At 49.2% G+C, this 18,656-nt stretch carries 17 protein-coding genes; 7 read left to right on the top strand and 10 right to left on the bottom strand.

Annotation, left to right across the window (positions count from 1 at the left end):
- Window position 1: 1 nt before the first annotated feature.
- From AC50Y3_RS04095 to AC50Y3_RS04115, 5 genes are read right to left on the bottom strand one after another with little or no spacing between them, the layout of a single operon-like run.
- Complete coding sequence (locus tag AC50Y3_RS04095; RefSeq protein ID WP_494817461.1) at window positions 2-406, bottom strand: DUF350 domain-containing protein; 405 nt, start codon at window positions 404-406, stop codon at window positions 2-4.
- Window positions 399-1,739: a glutathionylspermidine synthase family protein gene (locus AC50Y3_RS04100; protein WP_494817462.1), complete on the bottom strand. Its 1,341-nt coding sequence runs from the start codon at window positions 1,737-1,739 to the stop codon at window positions 399-401. Before AC50Y3_RS04100 ends, AC50Y3_RS04095 begins: the two co-directional genes overlap by 8 nt.
- 3 nt (window positions 1,740-1,742) lie before the next feature.
- A complete protein-coding gene (locus AC50Y3_RS04105; protein ID WP_494817463.1) occupies window positions 1,743-2,036 on the bottom strand; it encodes a hypothetical protein in 294 nt (97 codons plus the stop codon).
- Complete coding sequence (locus AC50Y3_RS04110) at window positions 2,037-2,513, bottom strand: hypothetical protein (RefSeq protein WP_494817464.1); 477 nt, start codon at window positions 2,511-2,513, stop codon at window positions 2,037-2,039.
- Complete coding sequence (locus AC50Y3_RS04115; RefSeq protein WP_494817465.1) at window positions 2,513-3,541, bottom strand: ion channel; 1,029 nt, start codon at window positions 3,539-3,541, stop codon at window positions 2,513-2,515. Before AC50Y3_RS04115 ends, AC50Y3_RS04110 begins: the two co-directional genes overlap by 1 nt.
- A gap of 368 nt (window positions 3,542-3,909) precedes the next feature.
- On the opposite strand from AC50Y3_RS04115, the gene pyrH reads away from it, so the two are divergent.
- Window positions 3,910-4,647: a UMP kinase gene (gene pyrH / locus AC50Y3_RS04120; protein WP_494817466.1), complete on the top strand. Its 738-nt coding sequence runs from the start codon at window positions 3,910-3,912 to the stop codon at window positions 4,645-4,647.
- A gap of 101 nt (window positions 4,648-4,748) precedes the next feature.
- On the opposite strand, the gene AC50Y3_RS04125 is transcribed toward pyrH, so the two are convergent.
- The 4 genes from AC50Y3_RS04125 to AC50Y3_RS04140 form a co-directional block, all read right to left on the bottom strand.
- Complete coding sequence (locus tag AC50Y3_RS04125; RefSeq protein ID WP_256208255.1) at window positions 4,749-4,871, bottom strand: hypothetical protein; 123 nt, start codon at window positions 4,869-4,871, stop codon at window positions 4,749-4,751.
- Between the two features lie 89 nt (window positions 4,872-4,960).
- Window positions 4,961-6,424, bottom strand: coding sequence for an MDR family MFS transporter (locus AC50Y3_RS04130; RefSeq protein WP_494817467.1), 1,464 nt, complete (start codon window positions 6,422-6,424; stop codon window positions 4,961-4,963).
- 119 nt (window positions 6,425-6,543) lie between these two features.
- Window positions 6,544-7,158, bottom strand: coding sequence for a thymidine kinase (locus AC50Y3_RS04135; RefSeq protein WP_494817468.1), 615 nt, complete (start codon window positions 7,156-7,158; stop codon window positions 6,544-6,546).
- A gap of 144 nt (window positions 7,159-7,302) precedes the next feature.
- The gene (locus AC50Y3_RS04140) at window positions 7,303-7,590 is read right to left on the bottom strand and encodes a hypothetical protein (protein WP_090975602.1); all 288 of its coding nucleotides are present in this window, start codon (window positions 7,588-7,590) and stop codon (window positions 7,303-7,305) included.
- A gap of 170 nt (window positions 7,591-7,760) precedes the next feature.
- Here AC50Y3_RS04140 and AC50Y3_RS04145 point away from each other — a divergent pair, with 170 nt between their 5' ends.
- The 6 genes from AC50Y3_RS04145 to AC50Y3_RS04170 all read left to right on the top strand — a co-directional run bounded on the left by AC50Y3_RS04145 (window position 7,761) and on the right by AC50Y3_RS04170 (window position 16,811).
- Window positions 7,761-8,861: a threonine aldolase family protein gene (locus AC50Y3_RS04145; protein WP_494817469.1), complete on the top strand. Its 1,101-nt coding sequence runs from the start codon at window positions 7,761-7,763 to the stop codon at window positions 8,859-8,861.
- A 136-nt stretch (window positions 8,862-8,997) separates the two neighbouring features.
- Complete coding sequence (locus AC50Y3_RS04150; RefSeq protein WP_494817470.1) at window positions 8,998-10,572, top strand: spore germination protein; 1,575 nt, start codon at window positions 8,998-9,000, stop codon at window positions 10,570-10,572.
- Window positions 10,569-11,681 carry a GerAB/ArcD/ProY family transporter gene (locus AC50Y3_RS04155; protein ID WP_494817471.1) on the top strand — a complete coding sequence of 371 codons (1,113 nt, stop codon included), beginning with the start codon at window positions 10,569-10,571 and terminating at the stop codon, window positions 11,679-11,681. Before AC50Y3_RS04150 ends, AC50Y3_RS04155 begins: the two co-directional genes overlap by 4 nt.
- Window positions 11,678-12,802 carry a Ger(x)C family spore germination protein gene (locus AC50Y3_RS04160; RefSeq protein WP_494817472.1) on the top strand — a complete coding sequence of 375 codons (1,125 nt, stop codon included), beginning with the start codon at window positions 11,678-11,680 and terminating at the stop codon, window positions 12,800-12,802. The genes AC50Y3_RS04155 and AC50Y3_RS04160 overlap by 4 nt, the downstream gene beginning before the upstream one ends.
- A gap of 173 nt (window positions 12,803-12,975) precedes the next feature.
- The gene (locus AC50Y3_RS04165; protein ID WP_494817473.1) at window positions 12,976-14,532 is read left to right on the top strand and encodes an ABC-F family ATP-binding cassette domain-containing protein; all 1,557 of its coding nucleotides are present in this window, start codon (window positions 12,976-12,978) and stop codon (window positions 14,530-14,532) included.
- Window positions 14,533-14,732: 200 nt separating this feature from the next.
- Window positions 14,733-16,811: a transglycosylase domain-containing protein gene (locus AC50Y3_RS04170; protein WP_494817474.1), complete on the top strand. Its 2,079-nt coding sequence runs from the start codon at window positions 14,733-14,735 to the stop codon at window positions 16,809-16,811.
- 65 nt (window positions 16,812-16,876) lie between these two features.
- On the opposite strand, the gene AC50Y3_RS04175 is transcribed toward AC50Y3_RS04170, so the two are convergent.
- The gene (locus AC50Y3_RS04175; protein WP_494817475.1) at window positions 16,877-18,469 is read right to left on the bottom strand and encodes a phytoene desaturase family protein; all 1,593 of its coding nucleotides are present in this window, start codon (window positions 18,467-18,469) and stop codon (window positions 16,877-16,879) included.
- Window positions 18,470-18,656 lie beyond the last annotated feature (187 nt).

The raw sequence follows: 18,656 nt of genomic DNA on the forward strand, positions 1-18,656 counted from the left end.
CTTACATCAAGAACGTTCCGATTACAATCGACGATCCGAGAATAATAGCGCGGAGCAGCTGGGCAACGGACTTATTGCCTTTGGAGATCTCTTCACACACGTTTAGTTTAGGTGTAAGGAAATCAAATAGGATATAAACAAGACAGAGCAGGAGAATACCAATCCCCGACCAGATCAGCATCGCCTCCCAATCATGAGAGCTGTACGATACCATCGCTACGATGATGCCTAGACCGAGCAGCTTGCTGCCCATGTATATGCCTGCAGCCTCGTTTCCTTTTTTAATTTCCTCCCAGTCATTAAACCGCGTAAGCTTACTAAATACGAATGCACCAACCAACAGTGCCGCGAGCAAAATAAGGATGCCAATTCCTACATTCAACAGATCATTTCCAAAGTTATTCACGTCTTGATCCTCCTTGGGTTGTGTATGTAATTGCAGCCGGGCAATAATAAGCCATATCTCCGGTAATTCGTCCGCCAATTCGAGGCAGAAGGCCGGCGTAGTGTCCGCCTATGACATAAGCTCCTGTCAGCAGATAGCCGTCGAAGGGACCTTCTTCCGTCTCAACGCGAGCCTCTTGCATCGTGAACATCTGCTGGTACACTTTCGGCTGGTTGTCATAATAGTCTTGAACCTCTACAAGATCATCTTCCTCATGCCCCCACTCCGCTTGCTGGAATTGTCCTTCACCATCATAGAGGGAGGTGCCTTTGCCTTCGCGTCCCCAATACCCTTTGGCTACATAAGGTGTACCGACTTGCACGAACGGAGCCGCATCATAATAAGTCGGGAGCAGGTAGCGCTCTATATCTGCGATATCGCTTTGATCGAACAGAGTGAACCCGATGAATTCTTCGGTTTGATCTCGACGTTCATAGAGCGACCAAATAAGTGCCATAAACCCTTTGCTTTGCGTAATGATGCTTTGTGCGGGATTGATCAACCCGAGCTTGCCCATGGCAACAAGCTGAATTAAGGCTTCACCGACCGGCTCGTTGTCATGTCCATCGTCTGTATCGTGAATTATATATTCGAGCGGATATAAGCGATATAACACGGCAATGCGCTGACCGCCGGCATAGAGTCCGTCTCCCGGAATGATTTCGAGTTCTTCGAGAGGGACGTAGAGTGTCTCATAACCGAGCTCATTGACTGCCTGCATTAAATACTCCGTATTCGTACGATCCTCGAGATGCCAGCCATAACTGGAAAATACGATCGGGCCTGATAAACCTTGCTTGGCGTAATGCCGAATCAGTTGGTCGAAAGCAGTCTGAATCTCATGGCGCATCCCGATTGAAGCGGCTGTATAGGAGGAATAAGCATGAATAAGCTGCTCTGCCAGATAAGCCGTTTCGGGAATGCCAGTCGGCGTATCCGTGTTATTTTCGATACATTTCATGCCATGTGCGTTGATGATCCAATCCTGTCTGGAAACACCGTGATACGGAACTTGCATTCGAGCTGCCGGTAAGAGAGAGGGATGAAGTCCTAATTGCTGAATGAGAAACGCATCGGGCAGATCGTGTTGAGCGAAACGCAGTACCTTCCAGTAAATCCGGTCAACCGCTTCGGAAGCGGCTTGCAGCGCGGCTGCTTCTTCGGGCTGGAACAGCGTTACGGCAGGAAGACAGTATTGCTTGCCATTCATCCGGTGATAGGGGATGTTGCGGGCAATCTCACCTTTAAATATCTCCTCATGGGTCCCTTCGAGCTTCACAATCCGGTTCATCATGCTTTATCCTCCACTGCTGTGGCTGCCGCTGCTGCCAAACCCCTTGTAGGAGCCGGAGCCGCTGCTAGAGCCTTTGACAATACCGGAGCCGCTAGAACCATTATCGCTGTACGTCGGATTCTTTGTCGTAGAACCGCCGCTAGAATAGTAGGTATCGCCGTAATAACCATCATCACAATTCTCGTAGTTCGGGTCGCAGTTATAGCTGGAGCTAGTGTTACAGCCGCTTAACGCGACAGGCACAGCAAGCAATAACGCGAATTTCAGCACCTTGGCGGATGTAATCTCGTCTTTCATTTAAACGTGAACCTCCTTCAGGTACAATAGGACTTTGTTGCGATCATCATCGAGCACGGAATATAAGGACTCGAAGGTACGGGTTTGCTTCACCAAATAATGATCGAGAAGCAGCCTTGCTATATCTTGCGGCCCTTGCGTGCGAACCAGCTGTTCGCCGAGTTCGAAGGATCGGCCGTTCCAGTAAAGGAACTCCGTTTCCAGGAACACAGATCGGTCACAGCGCTCAAGCAGGGCCGGTTTAATATCCGCGCCATAGCTCTCCAGATCGCCGGTTTGGAAAGTAGCTGCATAGATCAGATGAGCACCGGTATCTTCGGATTCATGTGAACTGTGGTGGAGCAGCCTATTCTGGATAACCGTTGCATTGACGAGCTTGCGGACGAACAGTTCATCCGTATCCACGGAATATTGCTTGAGCGTTCGCACTACTCGCTGCGATGTTTCATCCCATTCTTGATAACTAATCGTATGCATTAAGCGCGCACCCCTTTGGTTATAGTCTGATAGACTTCGACTTCACAAACGACGAAGAGCTTGGCGTCCGCAGGAATGGGAGCATTCAGCTTCGTGTTAATGGACATGTCTCCGCGATCAGAGATCAATGTCGCGCCTTGCTTCAAGAGGGCGAGGAAGGCATCCTCATACGTTTTCCACTCCGGCGAGACGACTGGTATCGGGAACACATCCGCGCCATGTTGGCGACTAAGCAGCTGCGTGAAGATTTCAACGCTGCCATCGTTTAGAGCCGAGCGAACCGCGAGCCTTGCAACGGCATCATGAGAGAGGACGAATTCATTCACTTTGACATGTTTGAAGTTGTGGATATGCTTCTCTAGCATAATCTCTACGGTCGTATGTACCTGCGGAGCGATGCTTTCGATGCTGGAGGCAATCAGCAAGGATTTGCCGTCGACTAGCGAGGACTCATCGATGCGATAGTCGGCGAAGATGATCGCTGCTTTCGCGCTGGCGATGCCTGCTTGCTCCAAGATCTCGCTGGAGCTGGGATCACCGTTTACGAAGTGTACGTTATGATGCTCATAAGGATGTTGATCGATGGCATCAATAATCACGATATGAGTGGCAGGCGAGATGGATAGCAGCTCTTCCACCGCGTATCTGGCTTTCTTGCTCCAATTGATAAAGATGACGTGCTGTTTGCCTGAATAGGTCAACTTGCCAGCTCTCCTTTGTCGATGATACTGTGAGACCGAATCTATGATTTTGCCGATGATCAAACTGAGTAGACCGATGCCGAACACATAAATAAAGAGGGTAAGCACCTTGCCTGCGAACGTATGCGCGAAATAATCCCCATAACCGACTGTAGCCATCGTGGTCATCACCCAGTAAAGCGCGTTGAACCACGATTCGAATGTTTCCGGCTCCAACCAGTAGGCTAACGTAGAGAGGATCAGCAGGAAGGCGAGGAAGAGAATGGCGACAGCTGAGTTCTTAAGCCTGAGCAGCTTTAACGACAGCGTGTGCAGAAATAGCGGCATATAAGGGATCCTCCTTCTCTGTTCAGCGTCGCAGTGCACGGTTAACCCGCGAAGCCCTTTACAATAGTACACTATTTCAGTTCATACGAGAACCATATCCATAGGTGTCAATTTATTGAAAAATGGACAAAAGGATACAGTACAATAGTCGGTACTCTCGGCGGGCATGAGCATAAATGTGTATTGTTTATGGAGGTTGTTTTCCTTTATAATCAAGCATAGTAAACGAATGGAGGCGAAGCCCATGCTAATCAGAGAACTAGGACAAGGTGAGCGTGATGCTTCGTTAGCCATTCCAATTCCATATGTGATCCGTAAACACTAAGGCAGCTGCTTTAGTGTTTTATTTTTGTCCAAGGAGGATTGTAATGAGCACATACAAGAGGGTACTTATCAAGTTAAGCGGCGGGGCTGTTGCAGGCAGCAGCGAGTTTGGGTTTGATCCGAGCAGACTGGAGCATATCGCGGGTGAGATTTTGTCGGTGGTGAGCAAAGGTGTAGAGGTATCCTTGGTTATTGGCGGAGGCAACATCTTCAGAGGCAATATGGCGGAGAGCTGGGGAATTGAGCGCGCGGAAGCCGATAATATCGGCACTCTTGCAACGGTAGTGAACAGTTTGATGCTAAGAGGTGTGCTAAAGGCGAAATGCAGCAACGAAGTGCGCGTCATGACTGCCATTCCGCTCACCTCAGTGGCAGAACCCTATATCCGACTGCGCGCGATCCATCATCTGGAGAAAGGGTATATCGTCATCTTCGCAGGTGGGAATGGCCAGCCTTACGTCACAACGGATTATCCTTCTGTACAGCGGGCGATTGAAGTGAATTGCGATGCCTTGTTCGTAGCAAAACAAGGGGTAGACGGTGTATATGAAGCTGATCCGAAGAAGAATCGGGACGCGCGGAAATTCCAATCGCTCCACTATAACGATGTGATTAAGAATGACTTGCGTGTGATGGATCAGTCCGCGTTCCTGCTTGCGCGAGATTATAAGCTCCCCATTCATGTGTTTAATTTCGATGAACCGGGTTCGATGGCAGCCATATGCGATGGCGAGATGATCGGTACCTCTATCAATAGTGAATCCGTCATGACCTTCGCTTGATACGGGGGAGAACGCACGATTCCTTCTCGAACACAATAAAAATGGCTGTCTCAAATGTGCGAAGTTGCACGATTGAGACAGCCATCTCTTTATTCAATGACTCAGCAGCTATTACCTTGAGACTTGTTGTCGCTCTCTTCCGAGAGCTTCTCTCCGTATTGATCCAGGCGTCCCGGGTGGGATGCCGGACCTTTCTTCTTCGGTTTGCTGTTTCGACCTGTCATGGTAATGCTCACCTCCGTCATCCATAAGATGAGCGGAGGGAGCTGAAATCATGCACCGTAAAGCAATTTACGGCTTGCGTGCGACAAGATTACCCCATATCCGGTACATGAGCAGGAGTCGGGACACCGCTAGACTGAGGACGCTTCAAGGTGACAGCGAGCAGCAGACCGAAGATCGCCAATCCGGCAAGCGCTAAGTAAGTATCATGGAAACCGTGTGCCATCGCATCCGGCATTGGCTTCTCGCCTTCAGCCACGTGATGGGTTGTACGGCTGACGATTAATGTGGTTAATCCAGCAACGGCAAACGACGTAACGACTTGCTGCGCAGCGCTTGTAAGCGATGTAACCCTGCTGACCAAGTTGCTTGGCGCAGATTGAATGAGATGCGTGTTTAGCGCCAGGAAGGACAACCCCATTCCCATGCCAAGCATAGCACGGGGAATTAGGAACATCACGGCACTGTCAGTTGGATCGATGCGCGAGATGAGGAATGCGCCTACCGCAACAATCGACAAGCCGGTGACCACTAGCGGACGAGCACCGATTTTGTCGTATAATCGGCCTCCTATAGGCATAAACACCCCGGCGGCAAGCGCTTGAGGCAATGTCCACATGCCGGCATGGAATGCGCTCATTCCCATGAGCTCTTGCATGAAGTAAGGCACGGTGAAGATAATGCCGAACATGACGAACTGCAGCACCCACTGGACGATAATGCCGCGCGTAAACAAAGGAGAGCGGAATACTCGAAGCTCGAGGAGCGGTTCTTTCTTGCGTTTCAGTTCAACGATGATAAAGAGAATCAGCGATACGGAACCAACTGCAAGACCGATAATGGTCTTATCCGACGTCCAGCTTGTAGAGCCTTCGCTTAGTCCATAGGATAAGCCTGCGAAAGCAAGAGGTCCGAGAATAATGCCCCACATATCAAGCGAAGTGAATGACTTCTTCGGCAGTTTCGGCAGCAGCGTTACGCATAGGATGACGCCGAGAATGCCGATCGGTACGTTGATGAAGAAAATCCATTCCCAGTGAACATAATCGACGAGATAGCCGGCTACGATCGGTCCGAGTGCAGGTGCCAGCAGAATAGGCATACCCATAAGGCCCATAATCGAGCCTGCTTTCTCAGGAGGGCTGAGCTGGTACGTCATCGCGAATGCGATCGGAAGCACCATACCGCCGCCGAGCCCTTGCAGAACGCGGAACATAATAAGCTGCTCTGCTGTCGTTGCCAGCGCGCAGAGCACCGAGCCGACTGTAAAGAGAATGAGTGAAATGATGAAGATTTGCTTCGAGCCGAACCGGTCTGTCATCCAGCCGGCTAGCGGAATGACGGCTGCTTGCGCCAGCGCATAACCGGTAACGGTCCACTGCACGGTGCTCAGCGTGCTGTCAAAATCTTTCACAAGAACAGGGATGGCTACATTAACAGCGGTGCTGTCAAGGATAACCATGAAGATGCCGACAATAATGGCCAATAACGGCCCTACAAGTTGTCGCATAGTGGTAAAAGGTATAACAGGTGAATCTGATCGCGCAGCGCTCATGGCAGCCTCCTTGTATAGAAATTCAACCTACTTTTACCACTTTACTTTCCAGTACTCGGGTTGTCAAAAAGGTTTTGAAAATAACAAAAGAGAGGCTTAAATCGCCTCTCTGCGTCTTCTTATTCGGTTTCGGATTCCGGCTCAACCTCGCGGAACGCTTGATTGTAACAGCGTCTGCAAACCGGCTTATAATCTTCATTGCCGCCGATCTGGATTTGCGCGCCTGCATTAACCGGCTGCCCATCGCGGAAACGGATCACCATCGTTGCTTTCCGATCGCAGAACCAGCAGATGGTCTTGATCTCTTCGATCTTATCGGCTTGCACGAGCAGGTTATAACTGCCTTCAAACAGCTGATTCTGGAAGTCGTTCTTCAGTCCGAACGCCATAACCGGGATGTTCAGCTCATCAACGACTTGGGTGAGCTCGATAATATGGTGTTTCTTCAGGAATTGAGCTTCATCGATGAGTACGCAGTAGATTTTTTTAGGACCGGATGAAGTAGATAAATGCGATTTGACGCTTTCATACAGGTTCGTATGTTCGTCGACCGGAATGGCAGCCCGTTCGAAGCCGACTCGTGAGCCGACCAGCTCAGCACCGTCTCTTGCACTGAAAGATGGGGAATAGATGAGAACTTGCTTGCCTTGTTCCTCGTAGTTGTGGGCTACTTTAATAATTTCAAATGATTTCCCACTATTCATCGTGCCGTATTTGTAATAGAGCTGTGCCATCTGAATCTCTCCTAAGCAATATCGTCCTTTACTTATTTAACATATTTAATTGAAAGTGACAAGCCTGTTTTGCAAACGAAACAGGCTGCCGGGCGGTGCCGGCAGCCTGCAAGAATGCGGGCAATGGAGCTACAGTTGCTGTGATTACATTTTTCCTTTGAGGTCCATCAGATACTTGAATACAACTCCGAATGCACCGACGTAGTAAGCGGTCAACATCATCCAGCCCCAGTGATCGAGAGACTGCATGTTCGCAAACATGAATAACGGCAATACAAAGTAAACCATGTCTTTGAGATACCCAAGTACAAAATCGGTGGAAAATGTGCCTGACTTCATCATTTTGAACATATCCATTAAGAAGTTCAAGCCCATGAATCCGAGTACTGCCCACATCGAGTAGAGCATCCAGTCTGTGAGTGCAAATGTCATTAGAATCACCTCCCCTAAAGAAAGAAGAGTTGTTGCATACGTTATCATATGAGGCATGGACGATATGCGTACTGGGGCAACGCTCATTTTTGGGGCGAGCAATGTTCGGAAAGCTTGAAGTGATACCGCCCAAACGAGTACAATATGACGACAGCAATTGAAGGAGATGGATGAACCGTATGACAGCTTTACTAGAAGCGTTTAACCAAACTACCTATCCGGTTACCGGACACAGCAAGTATACGGTGCAGATTTTACTGGATGCATTCCGCGACATGGACGGCGGTGTGGACAGCGACATTTATGGCAATGGCAAGCTGATCGAGGATTTCCAACGTAAAATGGCCGACTTCCTTGGCAAAGAAACCGCCGTATTCTTCCCGAGCGGAACAATGGCTCAGCAGATCGCGCTGCGCATCTGGAGCGATGAGCAAGAAAATAAGAAGGTAGCGTATCATCCATTATGCCATCTGGAAATTCACGAGAAGGACGGACTGAAGGAGCTGCATCATCTGGAGCCGATTCTGCTGGCGGACAAAGATCGGCTAATTACTTTGGAAGATGTAGTGAACATGAAAGAGAATATTTCTTGCTTGCTGCTGGAGCTGCCGCAGCGCGAGATCGGCGGCCAACTGCCCTCCTTTGAAGAACTGGAAGCTATTGCGGCGCATTGTCGTAAACGTGGGATAAAGCTGCATCTGGACGGAGCGAGATTGTTCGAAATTTTACCGTATTACGGCAAGCCGGCAGCGGAAGTATGCGCTTTGTTCGACAGTGTGTATGTATCGTTCTACAAAGGCATCGGCGGAATTGCAGGGGCAATCTTAGCCGGCGGAGAGGCGTTTACCGAGAAATCCAAGATTTGGAAGAGACGCCATGGCGGCGATCTCATCAGCCTGTATCCTTACATCGTAAGCAGCGATTATTATTTCGAGCAGCGAGTAGGGAAGATGGGGCAGTATCACGAGTCGGCGGTGGAGCTGGCGAAGCTCTATAACGAATGTGATGGGCTGAAGACGGTTCCGGAATTGCCGGTCTCGAATATGTTTCATGTTCACTCCACAATTCCGAAAGACAAGTTAGAACCGATCTTCTTAGAGCTTTATAAGGAGAGCGGAATTGGACTTACCCGGTATATTAATGTCATTAATGATTCATTAAGTGGTTACGAGGTTAGTCTTGGCGATCGCTATGACAATATCCCTAAGGCGCAGCTAAAGGAATCATTTGAGCTGTTGAAACAGAAATTGAAAACGATCGGCGTCGAATAGGCAACATAGCAGAGAATATGAAGACAGGCTGTCCAATTTGGGCGGCCTGTCTTCGTTTTTATGGCGGAATATTTGCTAACAGGTTATGGCAAAATATGAAATACGATGAAGTCAGAAGCGAATGTTGAGGTGCGCCATGGAGTTCTTCCTTCGATTATTTAAATTTCTCAATCGCCGCCAAATTCAGTCCTTCAAGTCAATGAAAGAGGACCACACCCCTGCTCGAGGGCTATTGCAAAGCAGCTTAAAGGTAAATGTCGATTCGATCATCGCGATTTTCAGCAAAGCACCTGATCTTGTTGTTCGTTCTTTCTACTATAAGCAAACGGAGAGTCAGGCCGTTCTTGTCTATTTATCAGGATTGGCTGACAAGAATTCCATCAACAATAATGTGCTGAATCAGCTGATGTTCGAGTCCGTTGATAATAACAGCGGCATTGGCAATGGCGGCAAAAGCGTTCTGCCGGTTACCCTTGGCGATATTCGTACGTTGACCACCTTACAGCATGTTGAGAATGCGGTTCTGCAAGGGCAGAGCGTCTTCATCATGGATGGCCAGCTGCAAGCGTACGCCTTTGACACGATGGGATGGCCGCAGCGCGCAATTACCGATTCCCAAGTCGAAGCTTCACTTAAAGGGGCACATCAAGGGTTTATTGAGACTGCAGGATTAAATATCGCCCTGATCCGCCGTTACATTAGCAGCAGAGAGCTGAAGATTAAAGAGCTAAGCATCGGTACCAGAGTACCTTGCAACGTTTCGATTCTGTACCTAGAGGATGTCACGCATCCGGATTTGATACAAGAGTTGGAGAAGCGGTTAACGTCATTAAATGTAGATTGTATCCTAAATACCGGCGAGTTGGCAGAGCTAATTGAGGACAATCCGTTCTCATTGCTTCCGCAGTTTATTACAACCGAACGGCCGGATACCGCTGCTTCGCAAATTTTGCAGGGGCGTATATGCGTGGTAGTCGATCGCTCATCGAGTGTATTAATTGCACCTGCCAGCATCGCCGCTTTCTTCCAGGGCATTGATGATTACAGTACGCGCTGGCCTATCGCAAGCTTCTTGCGATTGCTGCGGTTCTTTGCTTGTTTAATCGCAGCCTTCTTGCCTGGCATCTATATTGCCTGCATTTCGTTTAACCATGAGGTGATCCCGCTCGATTTGATTCTTTCCATCGGACAGTTTCGAGCAGCGGTCCCGTTTCCGCCGTTCATTGAGGCCCTTATTATGGAGCTAATGTTAGAGATGCTTCGAGAAGCCGGAGTCCGTTTGCCTGCTCCTGTCGGTCAAACGGTTGGGATTGTAGGCGGTATCGTTATTGGACAAGGTGCCGTGCAAGCCGGGATCGTAAGTAATCTGATGGTCGTCGTCGTTGCGTCAACTGCCGTTGCTTCGTTTATTTTGCCGAATTACGATATGGCTGCATCGATTAGGCTCATCCGATTTCCAGTTATGATCATCGCCTCAATGTTCGGGATAATTGGCATTATCGTTGCATTTATGGTGCTCGTCGCACATGTAATCAACTTGAAATCGCTTGGAGAACCGTACAGCACACCGATTGCACCTATGCGCATGGGCGATTGGAAGGATGTGTTTATCCGACTTCCTTTGTGGAACATGTTGAAGCGTCCAAAGAGCGTGCGATCGCTGCAGAAGAACAGGATGGGGTTAAACCGCCTCGAAGGTGATGAGGAATGACTGGATTTAGCATGAAGTCTAATAAAGCGAACTCGATAACGCTGCTGCAGTTTATCGTCATCATTCATAGTACGCAGCTAGGTGTAGGCGTCATCTCGATGCCTCGTGATCTGGCAAAGACCGCAGGAACGGATGGCTGGATTGCTTTAATCATTGGGTATGCGGTATCGGTGATTGCCAGTATCTTAATCATTCAAATTATGAAGAAACATCCGAATGGTACGATCATCGATCTGATTTCACACTTTTTCGGCAAAGTTGTCGGGCATTTGATGGCACTCGTTTTTGCCATCTACATGTGCTTGTTTGCCTATTTGATTCTAGATCGCATGGTACTGCTGATTCGTAGCTGGATTATGCAGCAATCACAGGATTATGTGCTGATGCTGCTCTTTGTCATCCCTGCTTATATGATTGTGAAGGGCGGCATTCGCATCCTTGCCCGATATGCGGAGGTTGTGGTTATGTGCTCCTTATGGATGCCCATCGTCCTATTATCGCTGTTCAAAGAGGCTCATTGGCTGAATATGCTTCCTATCCTCAAAGAGGGGTGGATGCCTGTGCTGCAGACCGTGAATACAACCATCATTTCATTTCTGGGATTTGAGGCAGCCTTCTTTATCTACCCTCATTTGGAAAATAAAAAGAAAGCAACGCTAGGGATCATCATCGCCAATACGCTGACCTTACTTGTATATTTGTACGTGACGATAATTTGCTTCGTTGTGTATAGTCCGGATGAAATTCAATTTTTTAATGATACAATGCTGACCGTTGTTAAAGTGATCGAATATCGATTCCTGGAACGATTCGATATCGTGATGTTGACCTGTTACTTGCTTGTGATCTCCAAGACCTGGATACCTGCGCTGTATATGACGGTGTATTGCACAAAGAGGTTGTTTCATATCGGAAGTGCAGGTAAACATATCGTGGTTCTGCTTGCCGGAATGGTATTGATTACTTATATTTGGGAGCCGGGGTGGAATGTCAGCACGATGATGATCCAATACTTCACTTATTTCGGGATCGTCATGGCATTTATTTTCCCGCTCTGTTTGTGGGGGATATTGTCCATCATGACAAGCTTTCCTAGGTGGAACAAATGAAACGCTTCTATCGCACTACAATGCTGTTTCTCATGCTGACACTCGTCTTAACGAGCTGCAAAGATCGTCTTGATCTTGAGAATATAACACTCGTGCTCATGATGGGCATTGATTTGGACGAGAATAACAACCTGGTCATCTTCTCCTCATCTCCGGTCTTCAGTAAGGAAGCGAAGAAGAAGAATGAGACGACGAAAGTAAAAGCGGTAACGAGCCGTCAAGCAAGAGGAGAGTTGGAGGCCCGCGTATCCGCGCTCGTCAGCAATGGGAAGCTTCAAAATATCCTAATCGGCAAAAAGGTGCTTCAGCACGAAGGGTGGATGAATCTGCTCGATGTATTAATGCGCGATTCGAAATCGAGAATCAATGTAAGAATAATTGCAGTGGACGGACCGGTGGAGGAGGTCATGTTTTTCACGCCGGAAGACAAACGAAGGCTCCCTCTGCATATCGCAAAGCTTGTCGATACCGCGCACATGCGCAATCTGGTTGAGAAGACGACCCTATTCGAATTTATTCGGCTTGTCTTTGAGAAAGGGGTCACGCCATACGTGACGGAGCTGCACAAAACGCCAAAAGAGGTGGTCGTAACCGGAACGGCGCTGCTCGACGAGAAAGGGCTTTACCGAGCATCGCTCAATCTGATGGAGAACGAACTGCTGCAGATTCTTCAGGACGAGAAATTCGAGGATTTAACGCTGACCGTTATTTTGCCTGATATCAAGCATAAGAAATCGATTTTCGAAACAAGAGCGGTTAGCTTTTACATTACGAAAGTCTTCGAGAAAGTAAAGATTGCCTATGTAAACAATCATTTTCGCTTCGACATCCGATTAAAGCTGCCTATTCATTTGACGGAACAGATGTTTCGTTATGATGCGGAGAAGCACACGAAAGAGCTTGAAACGATGATCAATAAACAGCTAGAGCTGGAAATGACTAAACTGGTGAAGAAAATTCAACAAAACAAATTGGATCCCATTGGATTAGGGTTATATGCACGGGCTTTTCAATATAAGGCTTGGAAAAAGGTTGAAAATGACTGGGGCAGCGCATTCGCGAAAGCGGAGGTCAACATTCATGTAGAAACGACCATTAAAGATCATGGAGAGGTCCAATAGAAGTGAAAATGCCCGAGCAAGGAGGCCGAGATTGCTGCCTTTACTTGCTTGGGCATTGTTCATCAGCCATATTGCGTTTCATGCCGAAAGAATCATATGCGAAATGATTGAGTTGTAAGGCGTCTAACGCTATAATATAACGAGAAAAAAGTCTAACAGAAAAGGTGTCATTCATGAGTATATTAAACGTAGAACGACTGAGCCACGGGTTCGGAGACCGTGCTATTTTCAACGATGTTTCTTTCCGTTTGCTTAAGGGAGAGCATATTGGACTTATCGGTGCGAATGGCGAAGGTAAATCCACTTTCATGAACATCATAACCGGCAAACTGCAGCCCGATGACGGGAAAGTCGAATGGTCCAAGCGGATGCGCGTTGGTTATCTCGACCAGCATGCCGTACTGAACAAAGGAATGACGATCCGTGACGTGCTGAAGGGTGCTTTCCAATACTTGTTCGACATGGAACAAGAAATGAACGACATGTACGGAAGAATGGGCGATGTTACGCCTGAAGAGCTGGATCAGATGCTCGAGGACGTTGGTACGATTCAAGACACGCTCACGAATCAGGATTTCTACATGATCGATGCCAAGATTGAGGAAACGGCACGTGGCCTTGGTTTGACGGATATCGGTCTGGACAAAGATGTAAACGATCTAAGCGGCGGTCAACGTACGAAAGTACTCCTTTCTAAGCTGCTTCTGGAGAAACCGGATATCCTGCTATTGGATGAGCCGACGAACTATCTCGATGAACAGCATATCGAATGGCTGAAGCGTTACCTGCAGGAGTATGAGAATGCCTTCATCCTCATCTCCCATGACATTCCATTCTTGGATAGCGTCATCAACTTGATCTATCACATGGAAAATCAAGAGCTGAACCGTTATGTTGGCGACTACTCGCATTTCCAGCAAGTCCATGAGATGAAGAAACAGCAGCTGGAGTCCGCTTTTAAACGTCAGCAGCAAGAGATTGCAGACTTGAAGGATTTCGTTGCACGCAATAAAGCAAGTGTTGCGACGCGCAATATGGCGATGTCCAGACAGAAGAAGCTGGATAAGATGGACGTGATTGAGCTGGCGAAGGAGAAGCCGAAGCCACAATTCAACTTCAAGGATGCCAGAGCTTCAAGCAAGCTGATCTTCGAAGCGAAGAATCTCGTCATCGGATACGACGCGCCGCTCTCCAGACCGCTTGATCTGCTTATGGAACGCGGTCAGAAGATTGCGCTGGTCGGGGCAAACGGAATTGGGAAGACGACGCTTCTGCGCAGTATTCTTGGCGAAATCACGCCGATTTCCGGTACGGTACAGCGCGGCGAAATCTTGTCGATCGGTTACTTCGAGCAAGAGGCGAAGGATGCCAATTACAACACTTGTATCGATGAGATTTGGAACGAGTTCCCTTCCTTGAATCAATTCGAGGTGCGTGCCGCACTGGCGAAATGCGGATTGACGACGAAGCATATCGAGAGCAAAATCGCGGTATTGAGCGGCGGCGAGAAAGCGAAAGTGCGTCTGTGCAAGCTGATCAACCGTGAAACAAACCTGCTCGTACTCGATGAGCCTACGAACCATTTGGACGTGGACGCGAAGGAAGAGCTTAAGCGCGCACTGAAAGCTTATAAAGGAAGTATTCTTCTTATTTCCCACGAACCTGAATTCTACCGCGATGTCGTAACCGAAACGTGGAATTGCGAATCGTGGACGACGAAGGTATTCTAATTGGCCTTGCATATTTGGAGAAGCGAAAAGCCGCTTCAAGCAGTCATTAATGGCTGTTTGGAGCGGCTTTGTCGTTGTATGACGGAATGCCCAGTAATTACAAAAGGTCGAATCGCGACTGAACCACCTGAAAAACGGATCTCACTGCGAACTACTATCTGAGGCAGGGCAGGATAGGAAGAGGTTGGGAGACAAATAGCATGAAACCGATTAGCAAAGAGAGATCCACACTTCGAATGTCGTGGAAAAGGATAGGAATAGCAGCCATACTGACAAGTATCTTAGTCATTGCTTTGGGGTGGGCCGTATTCGGTGCACTGGTTAACAAGCAGGATATTACCCTGTTGGCAAAGCCGCTTCCGGCGGCAACGATCATCTATGATCAAGATGGAAAAGAAGCAAGCCGAATATCACTCAATACGATTGAACCTGTTAAATTCGAGCTATTGCCGAAACATCTCATTGACGCGGTAGTTGCTGTCGAAGATAAACGTTTCTTCGAGCATGAAGGGACAGACGTATGGGGCATCGGTCGTGCGCTCTTTACAAACCTGACGAACGGAAAGACTGTACAGGGAGCCAGCACGATTACACAGCAATTGGCCAAGAACGTCTTCCTGACCCAAGATCGAACCTGGAGCAGGAAATGGAACGAAGTGCTGTTATCCAAAAAAATCGAGGGGCAATACGATAAGCAGCAGATTATGGAGATGTATCTGAACCAGATCTATTTTGGAGAAGGCGCTTGGGGAATTAAACGGGCGGCAGAGACTTACTTCAGTAAGAAGGTGGAGAATCTGACACTATCGGAGTCAGCGCTGCTGGCGGGTATCATCAGAGCACCTTCGGCTCTTTCGCCATTCAAGCATCTCGATAAAGCTAAGGAGCGCCGGAATCTTGTCCTTCAGCTCATGAAGGATCAAGGGAAGCTAAGTCCAACAACGTATGAGAAGACGATCCTTGAACCGATTCATCTCGGAAGCGCCAAGCCAAACCGCGGAGAAGGAATCAAATATCCGTATTATGTGGATCAACTGATTCGGGAAGCGTCCGCCCTGTACGGATTGACCGAGAATGAAATCCTGCATGGAGGACTACGGATCCATACTACATTGGATACGCGCATGCAGCAGGCTGCTGAAAAGGTTTATTCGAAGGACTCGGTGTTTCCGAGCAGCGGTGCCGACCAGCTTATTCAAAGCGGTGCGGTATTGGTAGATCCGCGTGATGGCGGGATTAAAGCGCTTGTTGGCGGAAGAGGGCAGCAGCCGTTTCGCGGATTTAACCGCGCCGTGCAGCTGAAGCGCCAACCCGGTTCCACGATGAAGCCGATATCGGTGTATACGCCGGCTTTCGAACAAGGCTATCGTCCCGAGGATACGCTGCTTGATGAGCCGGTCGCGTTCGGAAGTTATGAACCGAAAAATGCAGGCGGGGGCTACCACGGAGAAGTATCGATCTACGAAGCGATCGTTAATTCCTACAATATCCCGGCCGTGCGGTTATTGAACGAGATGGGGATTGATGCCGGGATGGAGGCTGCAGAGCGCTTCGGGATCAAGCTCAAGGACGAGGATCGAACACTCGGACTCGCGCTTGGCGGGCTCCAAGAAGGCGTTTCGCCGCTTGCAATGGCTGAAGCATTCGGGGTATTCGCCAATGACGGAACTCGCATGCCTGCGCATTCCATTCTTACCATCGAGTCGGCGGACGGAGAAGTGTTGGCGGAAGCCGCTGAGGATACAGGAGTGAAGACCACCGAGCCTTTCGTCGCGCGCACCATGACCGCAATGCTTGAAGGTGTCGTAGAGGAAGGAACGGGGAAGGCGGCAGCCCTTACAGGCCGGCCTGTCGCTGGGAAAACAGGCACAACCGAAATGCCGGGTACCGGAGGCGAAGGGATCAAAGACAACTGGTTTGTCGGCTACACTCCGCAGCTCGTGGGAGCTGTTTGGCTCGGGTATGATCATACCGATGCGCAGCATTATCTGACTACAACTTCAAAGGCCGCAGCGGCAGTCTTCCATGAGTTGATGGGCGAGGCGCTACAAGGCGAACCGATACTTGCTTTCCCGAAAGCAACTGGCAACAGTACTAAGAAACCCGGTAAACCACCGAAAGGTGACGGTGGAGACAAGAAGGATAAAAAGCCGGGGGATAAGGGTCCCGGACATAAAGGGTCTGATCATAAAGGTCCTAAGAAAGACCACGGTAAGAAAGATGAGGGGCGACCACCGAAGGGGCACAACAAGCATGGTGGACCGAAAGATCAGGATTAGATAGGATCATCTTCATCCACGACGAAGGCTGCCGGACAATAAATCCGGCAGCCTTTGTTAGGCTCCTAACCAATATCTTCAGCAAGTAACTGCTGCGCCACGATATAACCCGATCCGCCGTTAATGCCATGTCCCGGCCAAGTGGCTGCTCCCAGCATGTACAGATTCGGAATCGCTGTACGATGGCTCGGTTGCGAAGGCAGTGGTCTGAACAAGTAGCTTTGTGCGAAATCATGGGAACCGCCGTAAGGGTCGCCAGGTCCGGAATTCGGATTAAAGCGGGCGATGGTGTCCGGCGTTACGACGGATTTGCCAATAATTGCGTCCGGAATATTCGGAATATGTTTGCCGACTACGTCAATTACGCGTTCCGCGAATCGTTCGGTGAGCTCATGCGTCCAAGAACCGTCACCAACATCAATCATACCGGCTGCATCGCCTCGGGGGCGACAAGGTACCTCAAGAACTTGGAGGCGCATAATCGCTTTGCCCGCAGGTGCTCTGGTGGGATCAAGATTGGTCGAGCAATCCACCGTGAAAGTCGGTTTGGCCGGAAGCAGATCAGCCATCCCTTGTGCGATAGCTTGAGTGAAACCGTCAAGCCCATCCGTTAAGTGAGGCTGGCCAACGCGATTGAAGCGACTATCCGGCCAATTCGGCGCTTCTCGGAGTGCGAGATGGATCTGAACGCAGCCTCTTCCATAACGGAATCGCTTCGCTTCACTGCTGATGTCAGGGCTGACTTCGTCATCCGATAAGAGCGATAGGAACAGCTGATCCGGTCCGGTTGAGGCGACGACAGCATGCTTAGCATGGAACTCTTCTCCATCAGCCGTGCGTACGCCGACAGCTTTTCCATGCTTAACGATGACCTTCTTGACCATCGTTCCGGTAATGATTTTGCCGCCTTGATCTTGGACCAACCGAGACAAAGCCTGCGCAAGCTGCTCGCTTCCACCTACTGGAATAGGCATCCCGCCGCCCATTAGAGCCATCGAAGTGAGCGGCACCCAGATCCCGCTGCCAATTTCGTCGGGTGTGCGTCCTAAATGCGTGACCCACGAAGCCAACATGGCGCGCGTGACCGGCGATTGGAACTCGCTTACGACATTACGAGCGGTCGAGAAGAGGGAAGGGGCGAATGTCGTTAAGCTTTTGCCTCCAACTCGTTTATCATAGAGCAATTTATGAATAATTTCGGTAGCCTGCTGACTGGATAAGTCTAAGTTGAATAGCTCGAATACATCGCCGGCATATGGAGCAAAGGCTTCGAACATGCGGCCAAGCACAGCCCCGTCACCGGGAGCTAGTCGTTCGGCTTCGAGGGCAAGCTCTTCCGCGGAACGAGCGAAGACGGCGGTTTCCCCGTTTTCCATCGAAACACCTGTGGGGAGATCCGTATTCACATAATGGAGTCCCCGCGCTTCGAGCTCATTCTTGAAATCCGCATATGCAGGGCCGGTCAGGAAAAGAGGGTGCGCAGCGGCATATACATCATGCTTAAACCCCGGCAATGTGAGTTCTTCCGTACGCAAAAATCCGCCCGGACGGTCGTTCTTCTCCAGCAATAGGACGCTTCTTCCGGCCCGTGTCAAGTAAGCGGCTGCGATGAGTGCGTTGTGGCCGCTGCCAATCATAATGACATCATACTTGTTCAATGACGATCCCCCTTCCAAGACTAACTGCCAGTTCCAGTTTAACGTATACGGGAGAGCAATTAGTGGCGCATATTGTCGTCTATTCCAAAAATTTTCTAAAGATTTTTTGTGCATTTGATTAAGCTGGAATACCCATCAATTGGCCGTTATTTCTAGTCATTTCATTGACGCACCAAATGTTCCTTTA

The organism is Paenibacillus sp. J22R98 (assembly GCF_059383835.1).

Excerpts from the sequence above, each read along its gene's own strand:
- AC50Y3_RS04150 (WP_494817470.1), top strand. The coding sequence starts at position 8,998 with ATGGAGTTCTTCCTTCGATTATTTAAATTTCTCAATCGCCGCCAAATT.
- AC50Y3_RS04135 (WP_494817468.1), bottom strand. The coding sequence starts at position 7,158 with ATGGCACAGCTCTATTACAAATACGGCACGATGAATAGTGGGAAATCA.
- AC50Y3_RS04170 (WP_494817474.1), top strand. The coding sequence starts at position 14,733 with ATGAAACCGATTAGCAAAGAGAGATCCACACTTCGAATGTCGTGGAAA.
- AC50Y3_RS04130 (WP_494817467.1), bottom strand. The coding sequence starts at position 6,424 with ATGAGCGCTGCGCGATCAGATTCACCTGTTATACCTTTTACCACTATG.
- AC50Y3_RS04100 (WP_494817462.1), bottom strand. The coding sequence starts at position 1,739 with ATGATGAACCGGATTGTGAAGCTCGAAGGGACCCATGAGGAGATATTT.
- AC50Y3_RS04165 (WP_494817473.1), top strand. The coding sequence starts at position 12,976 with ATGAGTATATTAAACGTAGAACGACTGAGCCACGGGTTCGGAGACCGT.
- pyrH (WP_494817466.1), top strand. The coding sequence starts at position 3,910 with ATGAGCACATACAAGAGGGTACTTATCAAGTTAAGCGGCGGGGCTGTT.
- AC50Y3_RS04125 (WP_256208255.1), bottom strand. The coding sequence starts at position 4,871 with ATGACAGGTCGAAACAGCAAACCGAAGAAGAAAGGTCCGGCATCCCAC.
- AC50Y3_RS04155 (WP_494817471.1), top strand. The coding sequence starts at position 10,569 with ATGACTGGATTTAGCATGAAGTCTAATAAAGCGAACTCGATAACGCTG.
- AC50Y3_RS04160 (WP_494817472.1), top strand. The coding sequence starts at position 11,678 with ATGAAACGCTTCTATCGCACTACAATGCTGTTTCTCATGCTGACACTC.
- AC50Y3_RS04105 (WP_494817463.1), bottom strand. The coding sequence starts at position 2,036 with ATGAAAGACGAGATTACATCCGCCAAGGTGCTGAAATTCGCGTTATTG.
- AC50Y3_RS04115 (WP_494817465.1), bottom strand. The coding sequence starts at position 3,541 with ATGCCGCTATTTCTGCACACGCTGTCGTTAAAGCTGCTCAGGCTTAAG.
- AC50Y3_RS04110 (WP_494817464.1), bottom strand. The coding sequence starts at position 2,513 with ATGCATACGATTAGTTATCAAGAATGGGATGAAACATCGCAGCGAGTA.
- AC50Y3_RS04140 (WP_090975602.1), bottom strand. The coding sequence starts at position 7,590 with ATGACATTTGCACTCACAGACTGGATGCTCTACTCGATGTGGGCAGTA.
- AC50Y3_RS04145 (WP_494817469.1), top strand. The coding sequence starts at position 7,761 with ATGAACCGTATGACAGCTTTACTAGAAGCGTTTAACCAAACTACCTAT.